Annotated in this window: 19 protein-coding genes; 6 read left to right on the top strand and 13 right to left on the bottom strand. The window is 52.9% G+C overall.

Translation table 11 applies throughout. The features are described from left to right. Positions 1-43: 43 nt before the first annotated feature. Entirely contained in the window at positions 44-907 is an 864-nt protein-coding gene (locus IHV84_RS08325) for a restriction endonuclease (RefSeq protein ID WP_198846510.1), read from the top strand. A 289-nt stretch (positions 908-1,196) separates the two neighbouring features. Next, positions 1,197-2,195 carry a site-specific integrase gene (locus IHV84_RS08320; protein WP_233099900.1) on the top strand — a complete coding sequence of 333 codons (999 nt, stop codon included), beginning with the start codon at positions 1,197-1,199 and terminating at the stop codon, positions 2,193-2,195. Positions 2,196-2,205: 10 nt separating this feature from the next. Here the strand turns inward: IHV84_RS08320 and IHV84_RS08315 are convergent, their stop codons facing one another. The 3 genes from IHV84_RS08315 to IHV84_RS08305 are packed head-to-tail and all read right to left on the bottom strand — an operon-like array spanning position 2,206 to position 4,476. Further along, positions 2,206-2,589 (bottom strand): DUF6697 family protein, encoded by a 384-nt coding sequence (locus IHV84_RS08315; protein ID WP_198846509.1) that lies wholly within the window; start codon positions 2,587-2,589, stop codon positions 2,206-2,208. 52 nt (positions 2,590-2,641) lie between these two features. After that, the gene (locus tag IHV84_RS08310) at positions 2,642-3,952 is read right to left on the bottom strand and encodes a Y-family DNA polymerase (RefSeq protein ID WP_233099899.1); all 1,311 of its coding nucleotides are present in this window, start codon (positions 3,950-3,952) and stop codon (positions 2,642-2,644) included. Between the two features lie 26 nt (positions 3,953-3,978). Further along, on the bottom strand, positions 3,979-4,476 hold the full coding sequence (locus IHV84_RS08305; RefSeq protein ID WP_198846508.1) for a LexA family transcriptional regulator: 498 nt from the start codon (positions 4,474-4,476) through the stop codon (positions 3,979-3,981). Positions 4,477-4,581: 105 nt separating this feature from the next. Between IHV84_RS08305 and IHV84_RS08300 the strand changes: the two genes are divergently transcribed. Both IHV84_RS08300 and IHV84_RS08295 read left to right on the top strand, forming a co-directional pair. Next, positions 4,582-5,247 carry an SOS response-associated peptidase gene (locus tag IHV84_RS08300; RefSeq protein ID WP_198846507.1) on the top strand — a complete coding sequence of 222 codons (666 nt, stop codon included), beginning with the start codon at positions 4,582-4,584 and terminating at the stop codon, positions 5,245-5,247. Between the two features lie 93 nt (positions 5,248-5,340). Next, positions 5,341-5,514, top strand: a complete 174-nt coding sequence (locus IHV84_RS08295) for a hypothetical protein (RefSeq protein WP_198846506.1) — start codon at positions 5,341-5,343, stop codon at positions 5,512-5,514. Positions 5,515-5,565: 51 nt separating this feature from the next. Here the strand turns inward: IHV84_RS08295 and IHV84_RS08290 are convergent, their stop codons facing one another. The 9 genes from IHV84_RS08290 to IHV84_RS08250 all read right to left on the bottom strand — a co-directional run bounded on the left by IHV84_RS08290 (position 5,566) and on the right by IHV84_RS08250 (position 13,358). After that, positions 5,566-5,901: a helix-turn-helix domain-containing protein gene (locus tag IHV84_RS08290; protein WP_198846505.1), complete on the bottom strand. Its 336-nt coding sequence runs from the start codon at positions 5,899-5,901 to the stop codon at positions 5,566-5,568. After that, positions 5,898-6,260: a type II toxin-antitoxin system RelE/ParE family toxin gene (locus IHV84_RS08285; RefSeq protein ID WP_198846504.1), complete on the bottom strand. Its 363-nt coding sequence runs from the start codon at positions 6,258-6,260 to the stop codon at positions 5,898-5,900. Before IHV84_RS08285 ends, IHV84_RS08290 begins: the two co-directional genes overlap by 4 nt. A 112-nt stretch (positions 6,261-6,372) precedes the next feature. Further along, entirely contained in the window at positions 6,373-6,642 is a 270-nt protein-coding gene (locus IHV84_RS08280; protein ID WP_198846503.1) for a hypothetical protein, read from the bottom strand. Between the two features lie 16 nt (positions 6,643-6,658). Next, a complete protein-coding gene (locus IHV84_RS08275; RefSeq protein WP_198846502.1) occupies positions 6,659-8,494 on the bottom strand; it encodes a UvrD-helicase domain-containing protein in 1,836 nt (611 codons plus the stop codon). Between the two features lie 171 nt (positions 8,495-8,665). Beyond that, positions 8,666-9,514 (bottom strand): hypothetical protein, encoded by an 849-nt coding sequence (locus tag IHV84_RS08270; protein ID WP_198846501.1) that lies wholly within the window; start codon positions 9,512-9,514, stop codon positions 8,666-8,668. 101 nt (positions 9,515-9,615) lie between these two features. Further along, positions 9,616-10,518, bottom strand: a complete 903-nt coding sequence (locus tag IHV84_RS08265; RefSeq protein WP_198846500.1) for a helix-turn-helix domain-containing protein — start codon at positions 10,516-10,518, stop codon at positions 9,616-9,618. Between the two features lie 126 nt (positions 10,519-10,644). Beyond that, positions 10,645-11,136: an AlpA family transcriptional regulator gene (locus IHV84_RS08260; RefSeq protein ID WP_233099898.1), complete on the bottom strand. Its 492-nt coding sequence runs from the start codon at positions 11,134-11,136 to the stop codon at positions 10,645-10,647. Between the two features lie 99 nt (positions 11,137-11,235). Continuing rightward, positions 11,236-12,090 carry a hypothetical protein gene (locus IHV84_RS08255; protein ID WP_198846499.1) on the bottom strand — a complete coding sequence of 285 codons (855 nt, stop codon included), beginning with the start codon at positions 12,088-12,090 and terminating at the stop codon, positions 11,236-11,238. 17 nt (positions 12,091-12,107) lie between these two features. Continuing rightward, positions 12,108-13,358 carry a site-specific integrase gene (locus IHV84_RS08250; RefSeq protein ID WP_198846498.1) on the bottom strand — a complete coding sequence of 417 codons (1,251 nt, stop codon included), beginning with the start codon at positions 13,356-13,358 and terminating at the stop codon, positions 12,108-12,110. A gap of 275 nt (positions 13,359-13,633) precedes the next feature. On the opposite strand from IHV84_RS08250, the gene IHV84_RS08245 reads away from it, so the two are divergent. Continuing rightward, positions 13,634-14,977: a phage integrase SAM-like domain-containing protein gene (locus tag IHV84_RS08245; RefSeq protein ID WP_198846497.1), complete on the top strand. Its 1,344-nt coding sequence runs from the start codon at positions 13,634-13,636 to the stop codon at positions 14,975-14,977. Positions 14,978-15,248: 271 nt separating this feature from the next. Here IHV84_RS08245 and IHV84_RS08240 read toward each other — a convergent pair whose 3' ends face one another. Further along, a complete protein-coding gene (locus tag IHV84_RS08240) occupies positions 15,249-15,449 on the bottom strand; it encodes a hypothetical protein (protein ID WP_198846496.1) in 201 nt (66 codons plus the stop codon). Between the two features lie 281 nt (positions 15,450-15,730). Between IHV84_RS08240 and IHV84_RS08235 the strand changes: the two genes are divergently transcribed. After that, positions 15,731-16,936, top strand: coding sequence for a plasmid recombination protein (locus IHV84_RS08235; RefSeq protein WP_198846495.1), 1,206 nt, complete (start codon positions 15,731-15,733; stop codon positions 16,934-16,936). Positions 16,937-17,412: the final 476 nt, after the last annotated feature.

The following is a 17,412-nucleotide window of genomic DNA, read 5'->3' as shown; positions in this document are numbered from 1 at the left end:
CCGTGGCACATTCAATAACGACCAAATTCAATAGGGGAGCAGGATGGCGCGAAGAGGCAAATCAAGCCCATTGGAGGACATCCTCGATCTGGTGGCCTTGCTGCCATGGTGGGCTGGTGTAGCTCTGGGAGTCGCGGGGTATCTGCTGTTGCATCGGTTGGCCACGCCGATTTCGGTGACAGGCGTTCAGCCTGGTCAAGTGGCTGGATTGATGCAACAAGCTGTCATTAAGGGGCTGGCGACCGCTGGTCAGTACATCATCCCGATCATCTGTTTTGCAGGGGCAGCACTTTCTGCATGGCGGCGCAAGCAGCGCCAGTCATTAGTCAGTGATGTGGCCCAAGCGCAGAGTGTGAACGCACTGGACGGAATGAGCTGGCGAGAGTTTGAATTGCTGGTCGGTGAGGCGTTCAGGCTTCAGGGTTTCCGTGTCTTAGAAATTGGTGGCGGCGGACCGGATGGCGGAGTGGACCTCACCCTGACCAAGGGCACAGAAAAGTTCTTGGTTCAGTGCAAGCAATGGAAGGCATTCAAAGTCGGTGTGGATGTGGTCCGGGAACTGTATGGCGTGATGGCTGCCAGGGGGGCAACTGGCGGATTTGTCGTCACTTCCGGGCGCTTTACTGCTGAGGCCAAAGCCTTTGCCGAAGGCCGCAATGTGCAGTTGGTCGATGGTCCCAGGCTTTTTTCCATGATCAAGCAGGCGAAGCAATCCATGTCTGCTGCAGTCAAGCCGCCAGAAAACAAGCCAGCAATCGCCCAACCGACAGCCGCTGTCGAGACAGCTTGTCCGCAGTGTGGTGCGGGTATGGTTATGAGAACGGCACGCAAGGGTGCTAACGCTGGTGGGACATTCTGGGGTTGTTCAAATTTTCCGAGTTGTCGCGGGGTGCGGCAGGCTTCGTAGACAGGAAAAGCATGCTGTTTGCCTATTCGCGTACATCCTGAGAAAATTGAAAAACATTTCGCTGCAATGGCGAGATGCTGGCTGACGGCCTTCGTCAGTTTGATTTTTTCTATCCTGATCCCCGTTTGATTTTTTCTGGTCATGCCTTTGGCGTGTGATGACTTCACACGTCCGTATGACTATGGCTCGGGGAATTATTTAACCAATTGAAGGTAGTGCTTTCGTCTCCAAAGCAATAGCTACGGAGTGTGTTTTAGCACGTCCGTTCACCCATCTGAAAGGGCAAAAAATGTCAAAAATTCAGGCTAAAAATGATGCTGTTTTGAGCGTAGCTGACACCATCGAGCGACCAACTGGCAGACACGCGCCAAAGAAGCCACCAAGGGCCGTTTCCGGCGATTTTTCGGCCATTGCCGATGGCTACATCCAAGCTGCCACTGCGGAATCCACTCGCCGAAACTTCGCCAGTGACATGCGACACCTGGAGTCCCACGAGATTTTTCCAGAGAGTCCGCCTACTGCTGTCCTTGAATATCTGGCGAAATTTGCTGGGGTTCACAAGGTTGGCACGCTAGAACGTCGATTGGTCTCTTTGCACAAGGCAGCGATTCAGAAAAATCTACCTTCTCCGGTGAAAACCTTGCCGGTTCAACAGGCATTGGCGGGCATTCGCCGCACGCATGGAGTTCGGCCACGCCGTGTAGCGCCAGTGGTTAAGGACACGTTGCTGGAAATGTTGATCGTAGGCGAGCAGACTCAAAATCCTGTGGTGTTTGCCCGCGACAAGGCCATCTTGCTTCTGGCTTTCTGTGGTGCTCTTCGTCGTAGCGAAGCATGCGCTCTGGATGTGTCTGACTTACGTTTCTTGGATGGAGGAATGGATGTGCTGATCCGCCGCAGTAAAACGGATGCCGATGGTCACGGACACACGATCTTTGTTCCAAAAGCCAAGGGCAACCGCTGCCCTGTTGTTGCAGTCGCGGAATGGCTGGCAATAGGGCAAATCACAGAGGGGCCGGTGTTCCGGGCGGTGTCGCGGAGTGACCGCGTGTTGCCGGGGGCTTTGTCTGCTCAGAGTGTCGCGCTAATCGTGAAGCGCTCAGCGGCACGAATCGGTGCAAATGCCAAGGATTTCAGCGGGCACTCACTGAGAGCGGGGTTTTGCACGGAGGCCTCAACTGCTGGTTTAGCTAACTGGCAGATCAGGGCGGTATCACGCCACGTCAACGATGTGCACCTTGCCGCGTATGTGAGACCGATCTCGAACAAAACTCCAAGCTTGCTATAGCGGTTAATCGCTACCTGAAGGCACGCTTTAGGAAAACAACACGAGTAATGCTGCCAGGGTTTTCATGACCAGCAATCTCGCGTTTGAAAATCGGACCGCTGGTGCAGGAAGATGCTACTTTGTATCGACCACAGTATTGCCAGCGGTTCTCTGCTTCTTTGACGAACACCGGGAGAGTCCACGTTGCGGCAGCCAGCCATTCACCAGTCTTGGCAATCTTTGGCCCCGAGCCGCAGAGCACAACATTTGGCGCCTTTGGATTGTGTTCTTTGCGCAGGCAAACTGCTACAACTTTGCTGTCTACTGTTGGCAGGTACCACTGATTGGTGCCCCCGAAGCGGGCGCCGATCTCGTCGCGGGTGTAGTAACTGCCAATGCGGAAAGGTTTCGTCATCCTCGGGACTATACAAACACCCACACTTAGTTTTTCGACAAGTTGGGGCTGATCAACTGGCGACCGGCAGTTCATCCCACCGGGTCGTATAGCGCGGCGACCTGTTCTCCGACCGCATCGCCCATCCCTTAGACATGCCAGCCGCCCCGGTGCGCAACGTGCCACGGCCCCACACGCTGTTGACCGCATCCATCGCCATCATCAGCTTGGCTGACTTGGCGCGTGCAGCAGCATCATCGAACAGTGTCTCTTGGCGCTGTTGCTTGGCCGTCAACTCCATCAGCATGACACCGCATTTCTTGTACGAGTAGCCCGGCCGGTAGATGTGTCTAAGCCCCTTCAATGCCGCCATGGTGAGTGAGCGCGTGTCATCCGACACATCGGCCAGCGGCACCACCACACCGGGGTTGTATTGCGGGTCTGCTTGCCGGAATCGGTTCGTCTGGATGAACACGTACACGGCACCGGCCACCGAGCCCTGATCCCGCAGCTTTTCTGCAGCACGGTCGATGTGCCACGCCACGGCGTCACCCAGTTCTGCAAGGTCTTTCACCATGGCGCCAAAACTGCGCGACGCCATGATCTGTTTCTTGGGATCGGCCAGATCATCCAGTTCGAGGCATGACGTGCCCTGCAATTCACTGACGGTGCGCTCCAGCACCACACCGAACTGACGCCGGATCAGCTTGAGATTGGCGGTCGCCAGATCGAGTACCGACTGGATGCCCATGGTTTGCAGCCGGGCGGCAATTTTTCGGCCTACACCCCATACTTCCCCAACTTCGATTTTTTCCATCCAGTGCTGGCGCTCTTCGTCGGTCAACGCGGTGAGGTCGCACACGCCATCAAACACCAGGTTCTTTTTGGCCAGGTGGTTGGCAAGTTTCGCCAGCGTCTTGGACTCACCGAAGCCAGCGCACACGGGCAGGCTTGTCCATTGCCGGATACGTCGGCGCATTGCCTGGCCCATAGCCGTGGCCCCGCCGTAAAGGTGATCGACGGTCTCCACGCGCAGAAAGCTTTCGTCGATGCTGTAGACCTCAATGTCTGGCGAGAACTCGCGCAGTATCGACGCTACCCGGTTGCTCATGTCGCCGTACAGGGTGTAGTTGGATGACAAAGCCAAGATGCCATGCTGGCGGGCTAACTCTTTCATCTGGAACCACGGTGCCCCCATCTTCACGCCCAGGGCTTTGACTTCATTGCTGCGTGCCACCGCACAACCGTCGTTATTGGAAAGAACTACTACCGGCACGTTGGCCAGCCGGGGGTTAAAGGCACGCTCGCAACTGACGTAGAAGTTGTTCACGTCCACCAAGCCAAACAGGGGCGGGCGTGGTTGTTTATGTGAGCTGGTTGCCATGATCGACTGCTTGCTCAGGTCGCCCGTCACACCAAACAGCGGCGCACCACGCCGACCACCACGCCCCATATCTCCAGTTGACTGCCATCCGCAAAGCAGATCGGCTGGAATGCTGGGTTCTCTGGTCGAAGTTCAATCCGGCTGCCGCGCCAGTAGAGCCTTTTGATGGTGTATTCGCCATCGACCACGGCGATCACGATGTGGTTGTGCTGGGGGTCAATCGAGCGATCCACCACGACTTTGTCGCCATCCACAATGCCCGCCCCCTGCATGGAGTAGCCCTGCACGGTGAACAGGAAGCTGGCCGCACGGTGGCGCACCAGATAGTCGTTGAGATCGAGCCCTTCTTCGATGTAGTCCGTGGCCGGGGATGGGAAACCCGCCTGCACCCGGTGCAAGACCAGCCGCAATGGTGGCGACGAAGGGTCAAGCGCAATCGCTTCTTGCACCTGCGAGACGGTCGGCTCGCGTCTTGTCTCGGCAACAAGAGGCGGTGGCGTGGAAAGCACGGCGGTGGGTGGCATGGCAGATTGGCAATCAATACTGGTTATTTATCCAGTATTGTAGAGATGCCGCCAATTCCCCGCCAGTGCCAGCAACCTTGGCCGCACCCGCCTAAACTGTCAGCCATGTGTGTGCACATCACCCCGGCCAGGCCCACTGCGGTGCAGCGGATGACTGGTCTTGAGCCGGTTCAAGACTACCCGGCAGAGTCATTTCCCGGCTATCTGGCGCCAATCATCCGGACTGACGCTGAAGCCGCTGCAGGGCTGAGGGTCGATCTGGCCATGTTTGGCCTGATCCCAAGTTGGTCCAAAGACCGGAGCATTGGCCGACGCACCTACAACGCCCGAACCGAGACGGTGGCAGAAAAGCCCAGCTACCGGACCGCATGGCGCCAGCGGCAGTTCTGCCTGGTGCCTGTGGAGCGATTTTTTGAACCCTGCTGGGAGACCGGCAAGGCTGTGCAATGGAGCATCCACCGCCAGGATGGGGAGCCGTTCACGGTGGCCGCAATTTGGGACCGTTGGACCGAACGGGCCACTGGCGAGATCGTGGTGTCGTTTTCGATGTTGACCATCAATGCAGACGGGCATCCGATCATGGGGCGGTTCCACAAACCGGGTGATGAGCGGCGTAGCCTTGTAGTTGTGCCACCTTCGAGGTGGACAGACTGGCTGTCTGCCACTCCCGATACGGTCAGAGCAATGCTGGCGGAAATGCCAGTCGCAGAGTTCACATCAGAATCGGTGATGGGCTTGAGCAGCGCCCCGGCACAAGCATCTTTTCTGTAGGTAACGTTGCAAGGTGGTTGCGCGTGTAGTGCACACAGGCCGCAACATGCAGGATGCGCATCATGCAGATTTCGCTGTTCCTGGCTGCTGGCCATGGCGAGCCTGCTCGAATTCTGCAACCAGACTATCCACATTCACCTGCTGCGCAGCAAGCAATCGGTCAAGGTGACTTCCGCCTTGCTGCAGTTCTGCCAGATCAGCACCAGACGGGTAAGGCATGGCGGCAAGCATTTCATCGGCCCGCATCCGGGCGTCTGGCTGTGCTGAAGCGGCCATGCCCAACCGGGATTCGGAAATAGGTTCGGGCACGTTAGCCCCTCACGCTGGAGCGAGCATCAGATGCCCGACTTCCGACTTGGCAGGCCGCACCTTGATTTCAATGTCGTAGCCCAGCCGGGTAAGGCAGTCCATCAGCTTGCGCTCGGACAGATTGCTGAAGTCGCCGCGCATCATGCCGGAAACTTTGGGCTGCGTGATGCCCATCAGCTTGGCGGCTTCTTGCTGCGTGAGGCCCCTGCTACGCATGGCCTTCCTAATCTCGACGACCAAGCCGGTTTTGATCTTGAGCTTTTCTGCGTCAGCCAGGCCGAGGTCAGCAAACACGTTGCCAGAACCGCGATGCACCTCAACGCCATCAACAAGATGAGTTTTCATTTGCGCAACTCCTTCACATACGCTTCGGCAATCTTGAGCCTGGCGTGAACAATGTCCATGTCCTCTTTGGGCGTGGCGATGCCGCGCTTGCTCTTCTTTTGAAAGCAGTGCAGGACGAATACTGCTTCCGCGAATTTGACGGTGTAGACAGCGCGATAGGTACCACCGGCATCGTCTTCCACCACTTCGAGTACACCAGCACCGCCAAAGCCTTTGAGCACCTTGGCGTCGTCGTGCTTGTCTCCAGCTTGCGCCAGGGACAGCGCAAAACCGAAGTGGCGCCGCACGTCGTCAGGCAATGCCATCAAGTCTTTGTAGCTGCTGCCGATCCACTCCAGTGGTTTTTCAGGGGTTGGCATGATTGAAATATATATGAAAAGGTATAACTTGTCAATATCCGATCTTCGGCGAGAGTTTCCCAGCAGATGACAAAAAGCAATGGCCTACGTCCTGCGCAAGCATCAGGGGCACTCATGAAAAGTTGGTCCCGAAGAAGGTGTTTTTAGCCGCTGGTAACAGCCACCATGTAACCGAAGCATGAGTTTTGCTGTGCTGGATGTTGATGGACTTTGAACGGAAGAATTGCCGCTGGCGGACCAAATTCTGATGTTCTGCATGCCGTTTGCAGCCACCAGAACAGCCAACCAGCGCACTTTTCTGCTTAGCTGGTACCGGTGGCGCAGCGGCGGCAAAAAATCGCTCAAAACGCGATCCGGCCAGCGCGGAAATAGCCAAAGTCAACCATAAAGACCACCATCTAGCGCGTCGGCTGTGACTCAACAACACGCACTGTGCGCATCACTGACGGCGAACGCAAAAACCGGCTCCGCTTTCCAAAATGCTGCTGGCTGCGCGCGTGGTCCACTGGCGCGAAGTACAGCCGAAGCGACTCCCGTGCCCGTGTAATCGCCACATAAAGCAGCCGACGTTCTTCGGCCAGCATCTTGGCGCCCTTGGCCAGATACAGCGGGAGTTGGCCGTCAGCCACGCCCACCACGAACACGTGATCCCACTCACGCCCCTTGGCTGCATGAATGGTCATGGTCTGGACAGCTGGCTTGTCTGGCTGCTTAAGTGCCCGGAGCATCTCGGCGGCACACGCATGGTTGCGGCAGATTGGCGCCCAGCGATTCAGATCATGGAGCACCTCTGTGTTCGCACGAACGCCGCCCAACGCTTGCAAGTACACATCCCCGCATGCACGGTAACGACCTTCCAGCGAAGGCGAGCGTGCAGCCCTCTCCAGACTGCGCGCCAGCGACTCCAACCTAAGCTGCGGGTCAGCAAACGTGACGTTGCGCAGTACATAAACCGCTTCGTCAGGGTCGATGGACTCTTGTCGCCGCCCATGCCACTCAACCAACTTGACGAGCCGTAGCACGCGCTGGGCATGCCGCAGATCGCGTGTGATTCCCTGCTGCGCTGCGTTCAATCCCCTAGCGAGCAAGCGCTGTTCCACCGGAGCCAAAAAATGGCGCGTGCGTGCCAACACCGCAATGCGCAAGGGATCAACGCCTTGGTTCAGTAGCTGCTCAATGTCTCGAACCACCGAATGCGTTTGATCGGTGAGGTCGCTGCTGCGCACCAGCACTGGCTGCGTGCCCTGGCGTTGCGTCACGATTTTTGATGTTCGAGCATTCGCTACTGCCGTGGCCAGCGCTGCATTCTCAGCGTGAAGGCGGTGCGACTGGGGCAACGACATGACTTTCGCGCCATCAACGATCTGGCCCAGCGGTGTGTAGCCGTTGCCACCGAAGCCGTAGATTGCTTGCTCGGGATCACCGAACACCATGAGTTCGCAGCCATGCTGAGCCAAGGCGGCGAGCAATTGAGTTTGCGCAGCACTGCAGTCCTGATACTCGTCCACTAGAACATGTGTGAATGGGATGGTTGCGCGGCCATCACCAAGGGCTGTGATCGCACGCTCCAGCATGTCACCGAAGTCAATGTGCCCTGCCGCTTGCTTGGCCCGTGTGTACCGGCGCAGAACGGCGGGGGCGATCACGGCAAAGAGCTTCAGATCATCAGCAAACTGAGGAGTGGCCATCACATCACCAAGTTCCACCTGAGCAGCCTGCGCGAACTGCATAGCCGACAGCAGCAAGGAGAGCAGTTCAGAGCTTTTGAGTAGTCGGCGTACCAATTCAACCCGCACCCGACGCTGGCGCATATCCAGCAGAGACCACAGCTTTTTGCGGTGGGAGTCATGCAGGCAACGGCGCAGGGCAGACTTCAAAAGAGCAGTTGCAACTGATGGCGTGATCACGTCGCCGCAGCCACCAGCGCGCGCCACCACACTGCGCGCAAAAGCGTGCGCCGTCATCAACACTGGCTGCGCCTCATCACGCTGTACTGTCGCATTGGCCTTGCGCGCATGCATGGTGACATGCTGGACCCAACGGCGGTCGATTTCACCAACGGCTTCATTAGAGAAACTCAACACCAGAATCTTGCGCACCGAGATGCCACAGCGCACCAGATGTGCCAGTCGCTGCATGAGCGTGGTTGTCTTGCCGCTGCCAGGCTTGGCGACCACTTCCACGTGCGGCAGCGTGGTCTGCACAATGCGGCGCTGGTGAACTGTCAGGTCCATAAAAGGTTATGTTTTTGAGCACTGCGATTCGGTACTCGCATGTGCCATGCGGTGCAAAGAATCATCGAGAAAACACGTCTTTTTTGATGAAATGAATGTCTTGAGAGACCCTGTTTTTCGACGTGTTTTCTGAAAGAATTGGCTTCTATATCAGTAGCGACCACCGTGCTTTTAATCGCAGGACAGCACCAGATTCAACCAGTCATTCCGGCTGAGGTGACGAGCGATTTTTGGGGTGGTTTTGAGCGCGTTATGGAGTACAAACTGCCCGTCGATGCGATGGGCATCAAGCCAACGATTTGCACGCTTGAGGTGCGCAACACTGCTGACATCCGGACTGCCGCCATCGAGCTTAGCAAGCAATCGACCCAGATCAGTCTTGCTCGGCAACTTGTAGAGGTTCAGGTTGTCGTGCCAATGAGCGACGTGGTCAAAGTTGATGAGATCGTCAAGCGCGCGCAGCCCGAGCCGTGCGAGAGCTGCCTTGCCGCTGACACGCCACTCCAAATGGAAACACGGGGTTGAACTCAGGTTTTGGCTTGCGTTCATGGCCTTGCTAGGTCGATCCGTGTAGAGACACATCACGCTCCCCTGACGGTGCGCGGCCTTACTGCGAACGCCCCAATAGAAAGTGCCGTTGAAATCTGAAACCAACCCTCGCTGGTAGGGCATGTGCGCAGACTCCATAAAAGCACTGCGCATCGCGCTGAGCTGGTGAAGGCTCTTGAACCCGAGGTCGCGATTGATTTCCGCGTAGACCACTTCAATCCCAATCTCTGCGCCGCAGAGGTCACGCAACATCTGCAGGCACGACGCAGTGGGCTGGTACAGCGCCAGTTGCCCCTTGCGATTGGCGTGATACCGGGGCTGGGTGGCAGTCAGAGAGAAATCACGGCAATGCGGTGCCAACCGCTGAATGTCGAATGGAACCGTCGGGCGATCAAGCCAGAGATTCACTCGGTCGAAGCCGTCATGATGAAAGGTGAAAAGCGGTAAATACTTTTTGAAGCGATTTTTCATGGTGAGTTTTTGGTACGTATGGAAGACGTAGTTGCAGGCGTTGCGTGAAAATCGGCCGCTCGGCTTTCGATGGAAACAACGCAACACTTGCAACGCTGGGATCACATGCAGTGGCGGCGCAGGTGGTAGGGCAGCGCACTCAGGCGGCGCGAGATGGTGCTTTTGTCGAAGCCCAAGGCTTTGCCAATCTCTTCGAGGGAGTGACCTTCTTCACGCAGATGGTGGATTTCACGGGTCAACTTGTCCGGCGAGACACAGCTCTGACACTGGCGCTGGATGCGGCCCTCTGCATCCAGTCGGACGTTTTCGATCAGCGGTTTGTGACCAGTGGCTGCGAGAAGACTGCCCGCCACGGGAGCTGCCATGTATGCCGACGCAAACGACTCGTCGGGCTCGCAAAGCTCAACCGTGAACACCCCGTTGTGGCAGGCGGTCAGCAGGAATTCTTCGTCTTTGCTCAACCCCTGAAAGACCGAGATACTGAGTACGCCCTTGGGTGTTGCAGCACGCTTGAGCGCATACAGGTCGGTATCAGACCAGCGATCTTTCTTGCCGATTGCGGGCACAACCACGATCTGACATGCCGGTGCTTTGGGGGGAACAAGGAGCGCCCGGCCCTCTGGACTACGGTAGTCAGGTGGCGTACGCGTCGAAGGGCTGAGAACGGAGACACCGATTTCTCCCTTGGCAAACTGCAGCACATGGTGTTTCAGTTCGCTAGACGAGGGATGATCGGCCGCGCGCAGTTGGATGACTTTTTGCTTACCAACAGCAAGACCATAGAGCACGCCCTTTGTGTGCAGATCAATGGCGATGCCATAGGCAACGAGCACGGCGGAGGCGTTGGCGCCCAGGGAAACAGCGTAGCTGCGAGGCTCTGGCATGCTGGGCGCGCTGGCAGCCTCTGTGGACGCGGTTGGGGTACTCGCAGCAAGCTCCTCTTTCTTCTGAGGTGGCGTGGCAGGCTTATGCGTACTGTTTTCGGGATGGTTGGAAGTGCTCATGGATCGATGACTCCTTGGGTCGGTTAAGGAAAAGCAGACAATGCAAAGCCCCCGCACCTGCACGGCAGGTACGTTCTGGATGACAGGTGGATGGGGGCTGTTCAGTGCCCCAGCACTACGCTGGGGTTAGAACTTCGGAGGGCTCTCGACGAGCGCGCGGATGGCTGCGCGAGACCAACCGACAGAGCGGCGGCCAAGCGGAACGGGAGCGGGGTAGATACCCTGTTTGATGCCCTCGTACCAAGCCGAGCGCGAGACTGGGTAAACGGTAAGCACGTCTTCGAGGCGCAGGTAACCATCACCCTCCAGGCTCACGCTGGGGGCTTTGCGGACTGGTTTCTTGTAGGGGACGATGCGGTCGAATTCGACAGCGGTATCCGGCGTGATGGGTTCGACCGAAGAGGCCTTCTCGCCGCCATTCTCAGTGGCTTTTCCGGACGCGGCTGCGATAGTCGTCACGCTGGCATGTGCGCCCACCAGGGGTTGTGGCTTGGTGCCTCGCCGCGCTTTGGGCGTTTGCATGCCCTCTGGCAGTTTGATTCGAGTCAATTGAATCGCTTCTGGGGCGGGTGCTCCGAAGTTCGGACGGTAGTCAGGGGCGGTGGTTTGCAGTTGCATGGTGCGAGGCTTTTCGGTGCGGATGCCTCGCATTCTGGAAACTATCGGCTCTTGTTGGAACTGGGAAAAATGGATTCCTACGTCGAGCGTTCCAGATTCCTACGTCTCTTCCTCTGATGCACCTTGAGCAGACGTCTTCCGCTCTTCAAGCTTGCTCAGGACTCTTTCCACTTCGTCTTTGCCCATCCTCGTCAGCGCCTTGAAAATGGCGAACCGCACTGTCTCGCGGTCACCGAGTAGCGTAAATCCCATGTCTTTGCTGAGGTCGGCAAGGGGTTGATACAGCGCCTGAACTCTCTTAGGTTGCGAAAGTTCTTCGACTGGCCATGCCGGAACGAACTTATAGTGTTTCATCGCCATGAGGATTACCAGTCTTGCCCACGCCTTGTTCAGCCTCTCGTTTTCTCTGTCGGGCGCGCGGGTCTCTTGAAGCTGCTCGTCGTCCGATGGTGACGCCTTTTGCACTTCTTGAAACTCTTGAGGAAGGGGAGGATTCAGCGAAAGGAACTCATCTGGTAGGGTGAGGTCCTGGAACAACTCTTTTGCAACTACGCATTCAACAAAGTCACGAAGCACGATACGCGTGTCCTTGTCCGGCGCGTCGTCATAGTCCTGGGCCGGTGCAAGCCGGATTTTGTAATAAGTGACCCACTGCCTCAGTGTCTTGAGATGGGGGCGGAAACGGGTGAGGCGTGGATCATCGTCGTCCAACTTCCAATACCCAGGTGGATTGATCCCGTGGGCTAGGCAAACAGCCTCGTGCAGCGTCGCAACAGGTCGCTCGTTCCAACTAGGCCAATGTGGCATATGCTGAGATTTTTTCTCTTGAGCTTGAGGCGAATCCGTTGCCGTCTTGTTGGCGTCGGATGGCTCAGCTGCCGTGTGCATCGGGTCATTGCTTACCGCGTGGTCAGCTTGAGCGGCTTTTTTTGAGATGGATTGCATCGAGGGCATAGCGGTCTTCTGATGATCTACCCACCATTATTGGGGGGGGCTGCGACGGAACTTTTACCTTGCAAGTACATGGCCCATTCGCCCATCAGCCTGCGGCGTTTTTCGACCATATCTGAGCGGTGGTAGGCACGCACCGTGGCATCGCCGACGATGTGCGACAACGCAATTTCCAGCATGTCGTGCTCGAAGTGACCGATCTCGGCTCCCCAGGTCCGGAAACTGGCGCGAAAGCCGTGGATCGTGTAGGTCTGTTTCATACGACGCATCAACTGCGTGAGGGTCATGTCGCTGATTGGCTTGTTCTTCTCGCTGGGAAAGATCAGGCCAGATGGCTCTGCACCTTTAGGCCATCGACCTTGTGCTTGCTGCAGTACGTCCCAGGCTGCAGTGGAGAGTGGGACGGAATGCTCCCGGCCAGCCTTCATACGCTCCTTGGGGATCGTCCACGTTTTTGTCTTGGCATCAATTTCTTCCCAAATAGCACCTCGCACTTCTCCGGAACGAGCGGCCGTTAAGACGATGAACTCGAAGGCCCATTTCACGCTGTCAGTGGAACGGCTCTGACGAACCTGCTCCAGCAAAGCACCAACTTGATCATGGGGGCAGGATGCATGGTGTTCCACCGCACGAGCCTTGGTGTTCTTTGGTAGAGCTTTCTTGAGTTGATCCCACTGTTCGCTATCGAGCCCAGCGCAGTAATCACGGGCCGCTGCATAGTTCACCACTGTGCGGATGCGCTGCAACACACGGGAGGCGGTTTCAGCCTTGGTCTTCCAGATGGGCTCCAGCACTTCACGGATTTGTTCGCGCGTCAGTTCTGAAATGGGCTGCTTGCCAAATTTTGGGAAAGCGTAGGTGGTGAGGGTATTGATCCACTGGTCGGCGTGCTTGGCGTTTTTCCAATCGTCCTTGTTGGCTGCGTGGTACTCCTTGGCGCATTCCTCGAAACTGCGGCGCTTCCGGTCTGCCTCAAGGCGTTCCGTATGCATGCGAGCCTTTTCTTGGTCGCGCTGGTCAATGGGATCAATTCCATCGTCCACAAGCTGGCGGTATTTTTTGGCGCGCTCGCGGGCCTCGGCCAGCGTCCAGTCGGCCAACGGGCCGAGGCCCATATCACGCTTTTTTTGATTCAGCGTGTAGCGCAAAATCCAGGACTTGCTGCCAAAGCGGCTGATTTGAAGGTACAACCCGCCGCCATCGTGATAAAAGCCTGGCTTGCTTAGATTTTTGATCTGGACCGCCGTCAGCCGGTCGCGTGCTTTGCTCATCGTCCAAAAACTCCAAAATATCAAACCATCTTTCTAACCATATTTTACGGCTGGATGGTGCTGGATTCTCTGGGTATTTTTCAGATGGTTTGCAGAGTGCCTATGGCTTGCAAATCGTTTGTTGGTGCGGCTTTCGTAAACTTCCGCAGTCACTTTGGGACGCTCTCGGAATTCAGCTTGTGCGGTCTCCGTTTCCGCCAACATAGGTAAGTCGTTGATTTATAACGATTTATCGGCAAAGGCTTCAAAGACCGTGTACCGAAAGGTGTACTACTTTGAAGCCTTTTCTTTTTGTGCGTCGTCAACGCAACTACGCACGGTTCATGGTTCCAAAACCTTATAGAACCCTCTCCAACGAAAAAAAGTACTTGGTGGTAGCTCTGGGCTCTGGTGAGCCTCATATCATTCGCCAAAGAGCAGCATTGGCAGAATCTGTTCTTGTGGCAAAAATGGTACAAGGTGCTCCAATGACGTTAGATCGAGACAAGTTCAAAGTTTTTGACATTGTGCTGAACAACGGAACCAGAATAGAAAATATCAATTCAGGTTCTGATGTTGATAACTTGCTAAAAATGGCACAGGCTGAAAGTCTTGCCGATCTCATTGAAAGTCTTGGTGGTGGTGCTGTTCCCCAGGCTGGCGCCGGTCCCCAAGGACCTCACGTTTTGGAAGAACGGCGGAGCGTTCCAGCTACGCAATCTCTGCCACTGGTGGAACTTCTAGACAAGTTCATTTTGTTGAAAAAACCAAAAGCTGGCACCGTGACTGCTTACAAAAGTGTGGTCAAAGAGTTCACCGAATTCTGCAAAAGCAAGTGTCCTATTGCTGAAATTCTTCAAAGTGACGTCACACGCTTTCGGGAAGAATTGGCTAAAAAGAATGGCGTTCAAACCATTGATAACAAAATGAAGGTCTTGAAGTCGTTGCTCAATTTCGCAATTGATCAAGGCTACTTGAACGGAAAAAATCCGGTGTCGGTTAAAAATCTTCAAACAAAAAAGCAAAAATTAACCGAAGGGTATGCGATTTTTGAATCGGATGAAATTAAACTTTACTTTCAAAGTGAACGATTCAAGGCAGAAAAAAAGAATGATCCCGATTATTATTTCTGTCTCATGTTGGAAATTTTCACCGGTTGTCGTGTTAATGAATTAACAAGTTTGCAGATAAATCAACTTAAAAAATCAGAATCAGGAACCAACTTTTTACAGATTCGTGATTCAAAAACTGCGGCAGGAAAAAGGGAAGTACCTATTCCAGAAATTTTATTCGAGCAAGGTTTTGCAAAATTTATTGAAGGTAAAAAACCTACAGATTTTATTTTTAGGTATCTTGATCGAGATGGTCGAGGTGCTGGCAATGCAGTTGGGAAAAAGTTTTCCTATCAAATTAAGCTCGAAAAAATTCACCGGCCTAAATTGGTTTTCCATTCACTGAGAAAATTTCTCAATGATTTCTTTATGAAAAACAGTGTTGACTATGAAGTGCGTTGCCAGTATTTTGGACACGAAATTGAAGCGGTAAACGTTGCAACTTATACAAATAAGTTCAATGTAGATGATTTGTACAATAGAACAAATGAAGCAAGGAAGAAGGTTGCTTCACTGGTTGGTGTTTGACAAGTGAAATAAAATTGAAGGTCTATTCAAATGGTCTATCACAGACATTATTTTTGAAAGGAAAGTTTATGAGTCAATTGTTAATCCTTACTAATGGGCAGGCATTGCCTGTTTCCTCAATTGTGGAAATAGATGTATATGAGTCGTATGGGAATGGTTTCAGAGCCAAAATATGGCGCACTGAAGGCTACGAAAATTTATTCACGGAATGGTCGATTGATGACATGAAAAATGCGAAGGATCTTAAAATAAAGATTACGATGAAAACCGATTAGTTTTCAATTTTCTTGCCATAGGAAGCAAAATTCTCCGGTCTTCCAGTAATGTATGGTAGGTAAAAGCCATGAGCCTTAAGAATAAGAATGACTGACTCTTTATCGTTCTTATTCAACTCCATGAGTTCGGCGGTGATCAAATGGAGCTTTGGCAAAAGTGCGCAGTAATAATAATCGAATATTTCTTTATTGGTCATAATTTAATCCTTTTTGATTAAATTACGAAAAGGATAAAAATTGTCAAGAGCACTTTTCGGAGTGCTTTTTTTATACCTGCTTTATTTTTGCAGCGCAATAAATGAAGTAGGTGCTCCCAGCCGGGAATGCTTGAAAAGCAAAATAACACCATATAAGCAATGGTGGTGAAGTCAAAGGCTGTTCGGTTTTAAGCCCCTGCTAGGACCTTCGGTAGAACCGCGCTTATGGAACGTAGTGTAATAAGCATAGTCGGTCCCTATAATGAATAAATCGTTGACCTTTGAAAATAAAACGCTATGCTGAATATATAAAAATAACAAAAAATGAGGTTGGCATGAGCGAGGGAAGTTATCAATTCATACACGTAGATTCATACGGAAGAGAAGGATCTACGCAAACAAAAACAAGTATGGATAAGCACGGTGCTAAAGTAACCACGACAACAAAATCACGCAGTGCTTCCGATATTTTGAATGAGCAATGGCGCGTGGATGGCGCATGCCCACATATTGAAAATCCGCGTAAACCTGGATTGCTTTACGGCGTTGAACCTGCGGAAGTTTTACCAATAATGAATCAGTGGGCCGATCAAGCAAAGGATGCTCAAGGTCGAAAACTTAGAAAAGATGGGCACTGTATTTTGATTGGTGTGGCCTCTCTTCCTCGTTCAATGGAAGACAACTTTCCAGAATTTGCGGAAGATACTTTAATATGGTTGAAAGAAAAATATGGGGACAGATTAAAGAGTGTTGTGGTTCATGATGACGAAGCACACCCCCACTTGCATTTCTCTGTTGTACCGAATATTGGTGAAAAGTTTGAAGATATTCACGATGGTTTTAAAGCAAGTAAGAAGGCTAAAACCGATGGCAAGTTGAAGAGTGATCAAAATTATGCCTACAAAGAAGCAATGAGAAATTATCAAGACGAGTTCAGCAAAAACGTTGCTATGGCTCATGGGTTGACCAGAATTGGTCCTGGCCGTAGGCGCTTGACTCGATCTCAGTGGCATGCAGAAAAGAAGCAAGCTGCCTATTTTGCCAATGCAAAAAATATGGCGATGGTGCACGCCAGGAAAGGTTACAAGGCCGGTTTAGAGAAAGCTAAGGTGCAGGCCAAGGAAATTATTTTGAGCGCACAGAAGGAAGCTCAATCAATCGGCGTGAAGGTTGCTTCTGCATTCACTGGTGCTATTAATGGTTGGCATTCACCTTCTGCGAAGGCAATAGCAACAGCAGAAAAAATAAAAGTTGAGGCCGAAAAGTTGCAGGAAGAAACGAAAAAAAATGCAGAGGCCACTAAAAAAATAGCTGATCAACGTGTTGCAACTGTTGGTAATCAGATTACAGAAGTATTGATTAAAAATAAAAATCTTGAAAAGGAATTGAAGATTGCAGAAGAAAAAATTTCTAGCCTAGCCACTATTTCAAATTGGTATGAGAAAAAATTTGGTAAAGCTCCAGACAATTTGCCGAAGATAAAATAAAGAAAAATTTTCGCGTTTTCCTTTTTTATTTACTTCGTAAATAGATACCCACTTCGTGAACTACTTTGCTTTGATGGTTCACTTGCGTGATTATTCTTTGCTTGTGTACAATTAATTATGGTTGTACTGGTACTATTAATACCTGTCTTTTCCCAGCATATTCGTTCATTCGGTTCCCTCATTCACTACTAAGCTGGGAAAAGACATCCCTTACCAAATTTGAAAAATTTTGGTAAAGTTGTCATTCCCAACATAGTAGTTACACCACATACCGGGACAGAAAATAGTTAATCATTTCTGTTTAGTCCATTCACCGTATTAACACAGCTTAAAACTTGGTTGGACCATAAGACTCTCAATTGTGGCTTTGTTTTAAATCTCATTCTTGCCTACTTTACCAATACGATCATTGGTTCGCTACCTGCTAAGGGGGATTTACAGTTATGGGTTATCAACCCAATATTTCTAACCTGCCT

Source organism: Acidovorax sp. IB03 (assembly GCF_016406015.1).
Lineage (GTDB): Bacteria > Pseudomonadota > Gammaproteobacteria > Burkholderiales > Burkholderiaceae_C > Acidovorax > Acidovorax temperans.
This window is presented reverse-complemented; position numbering and strand designations above follow the sequence as displayed.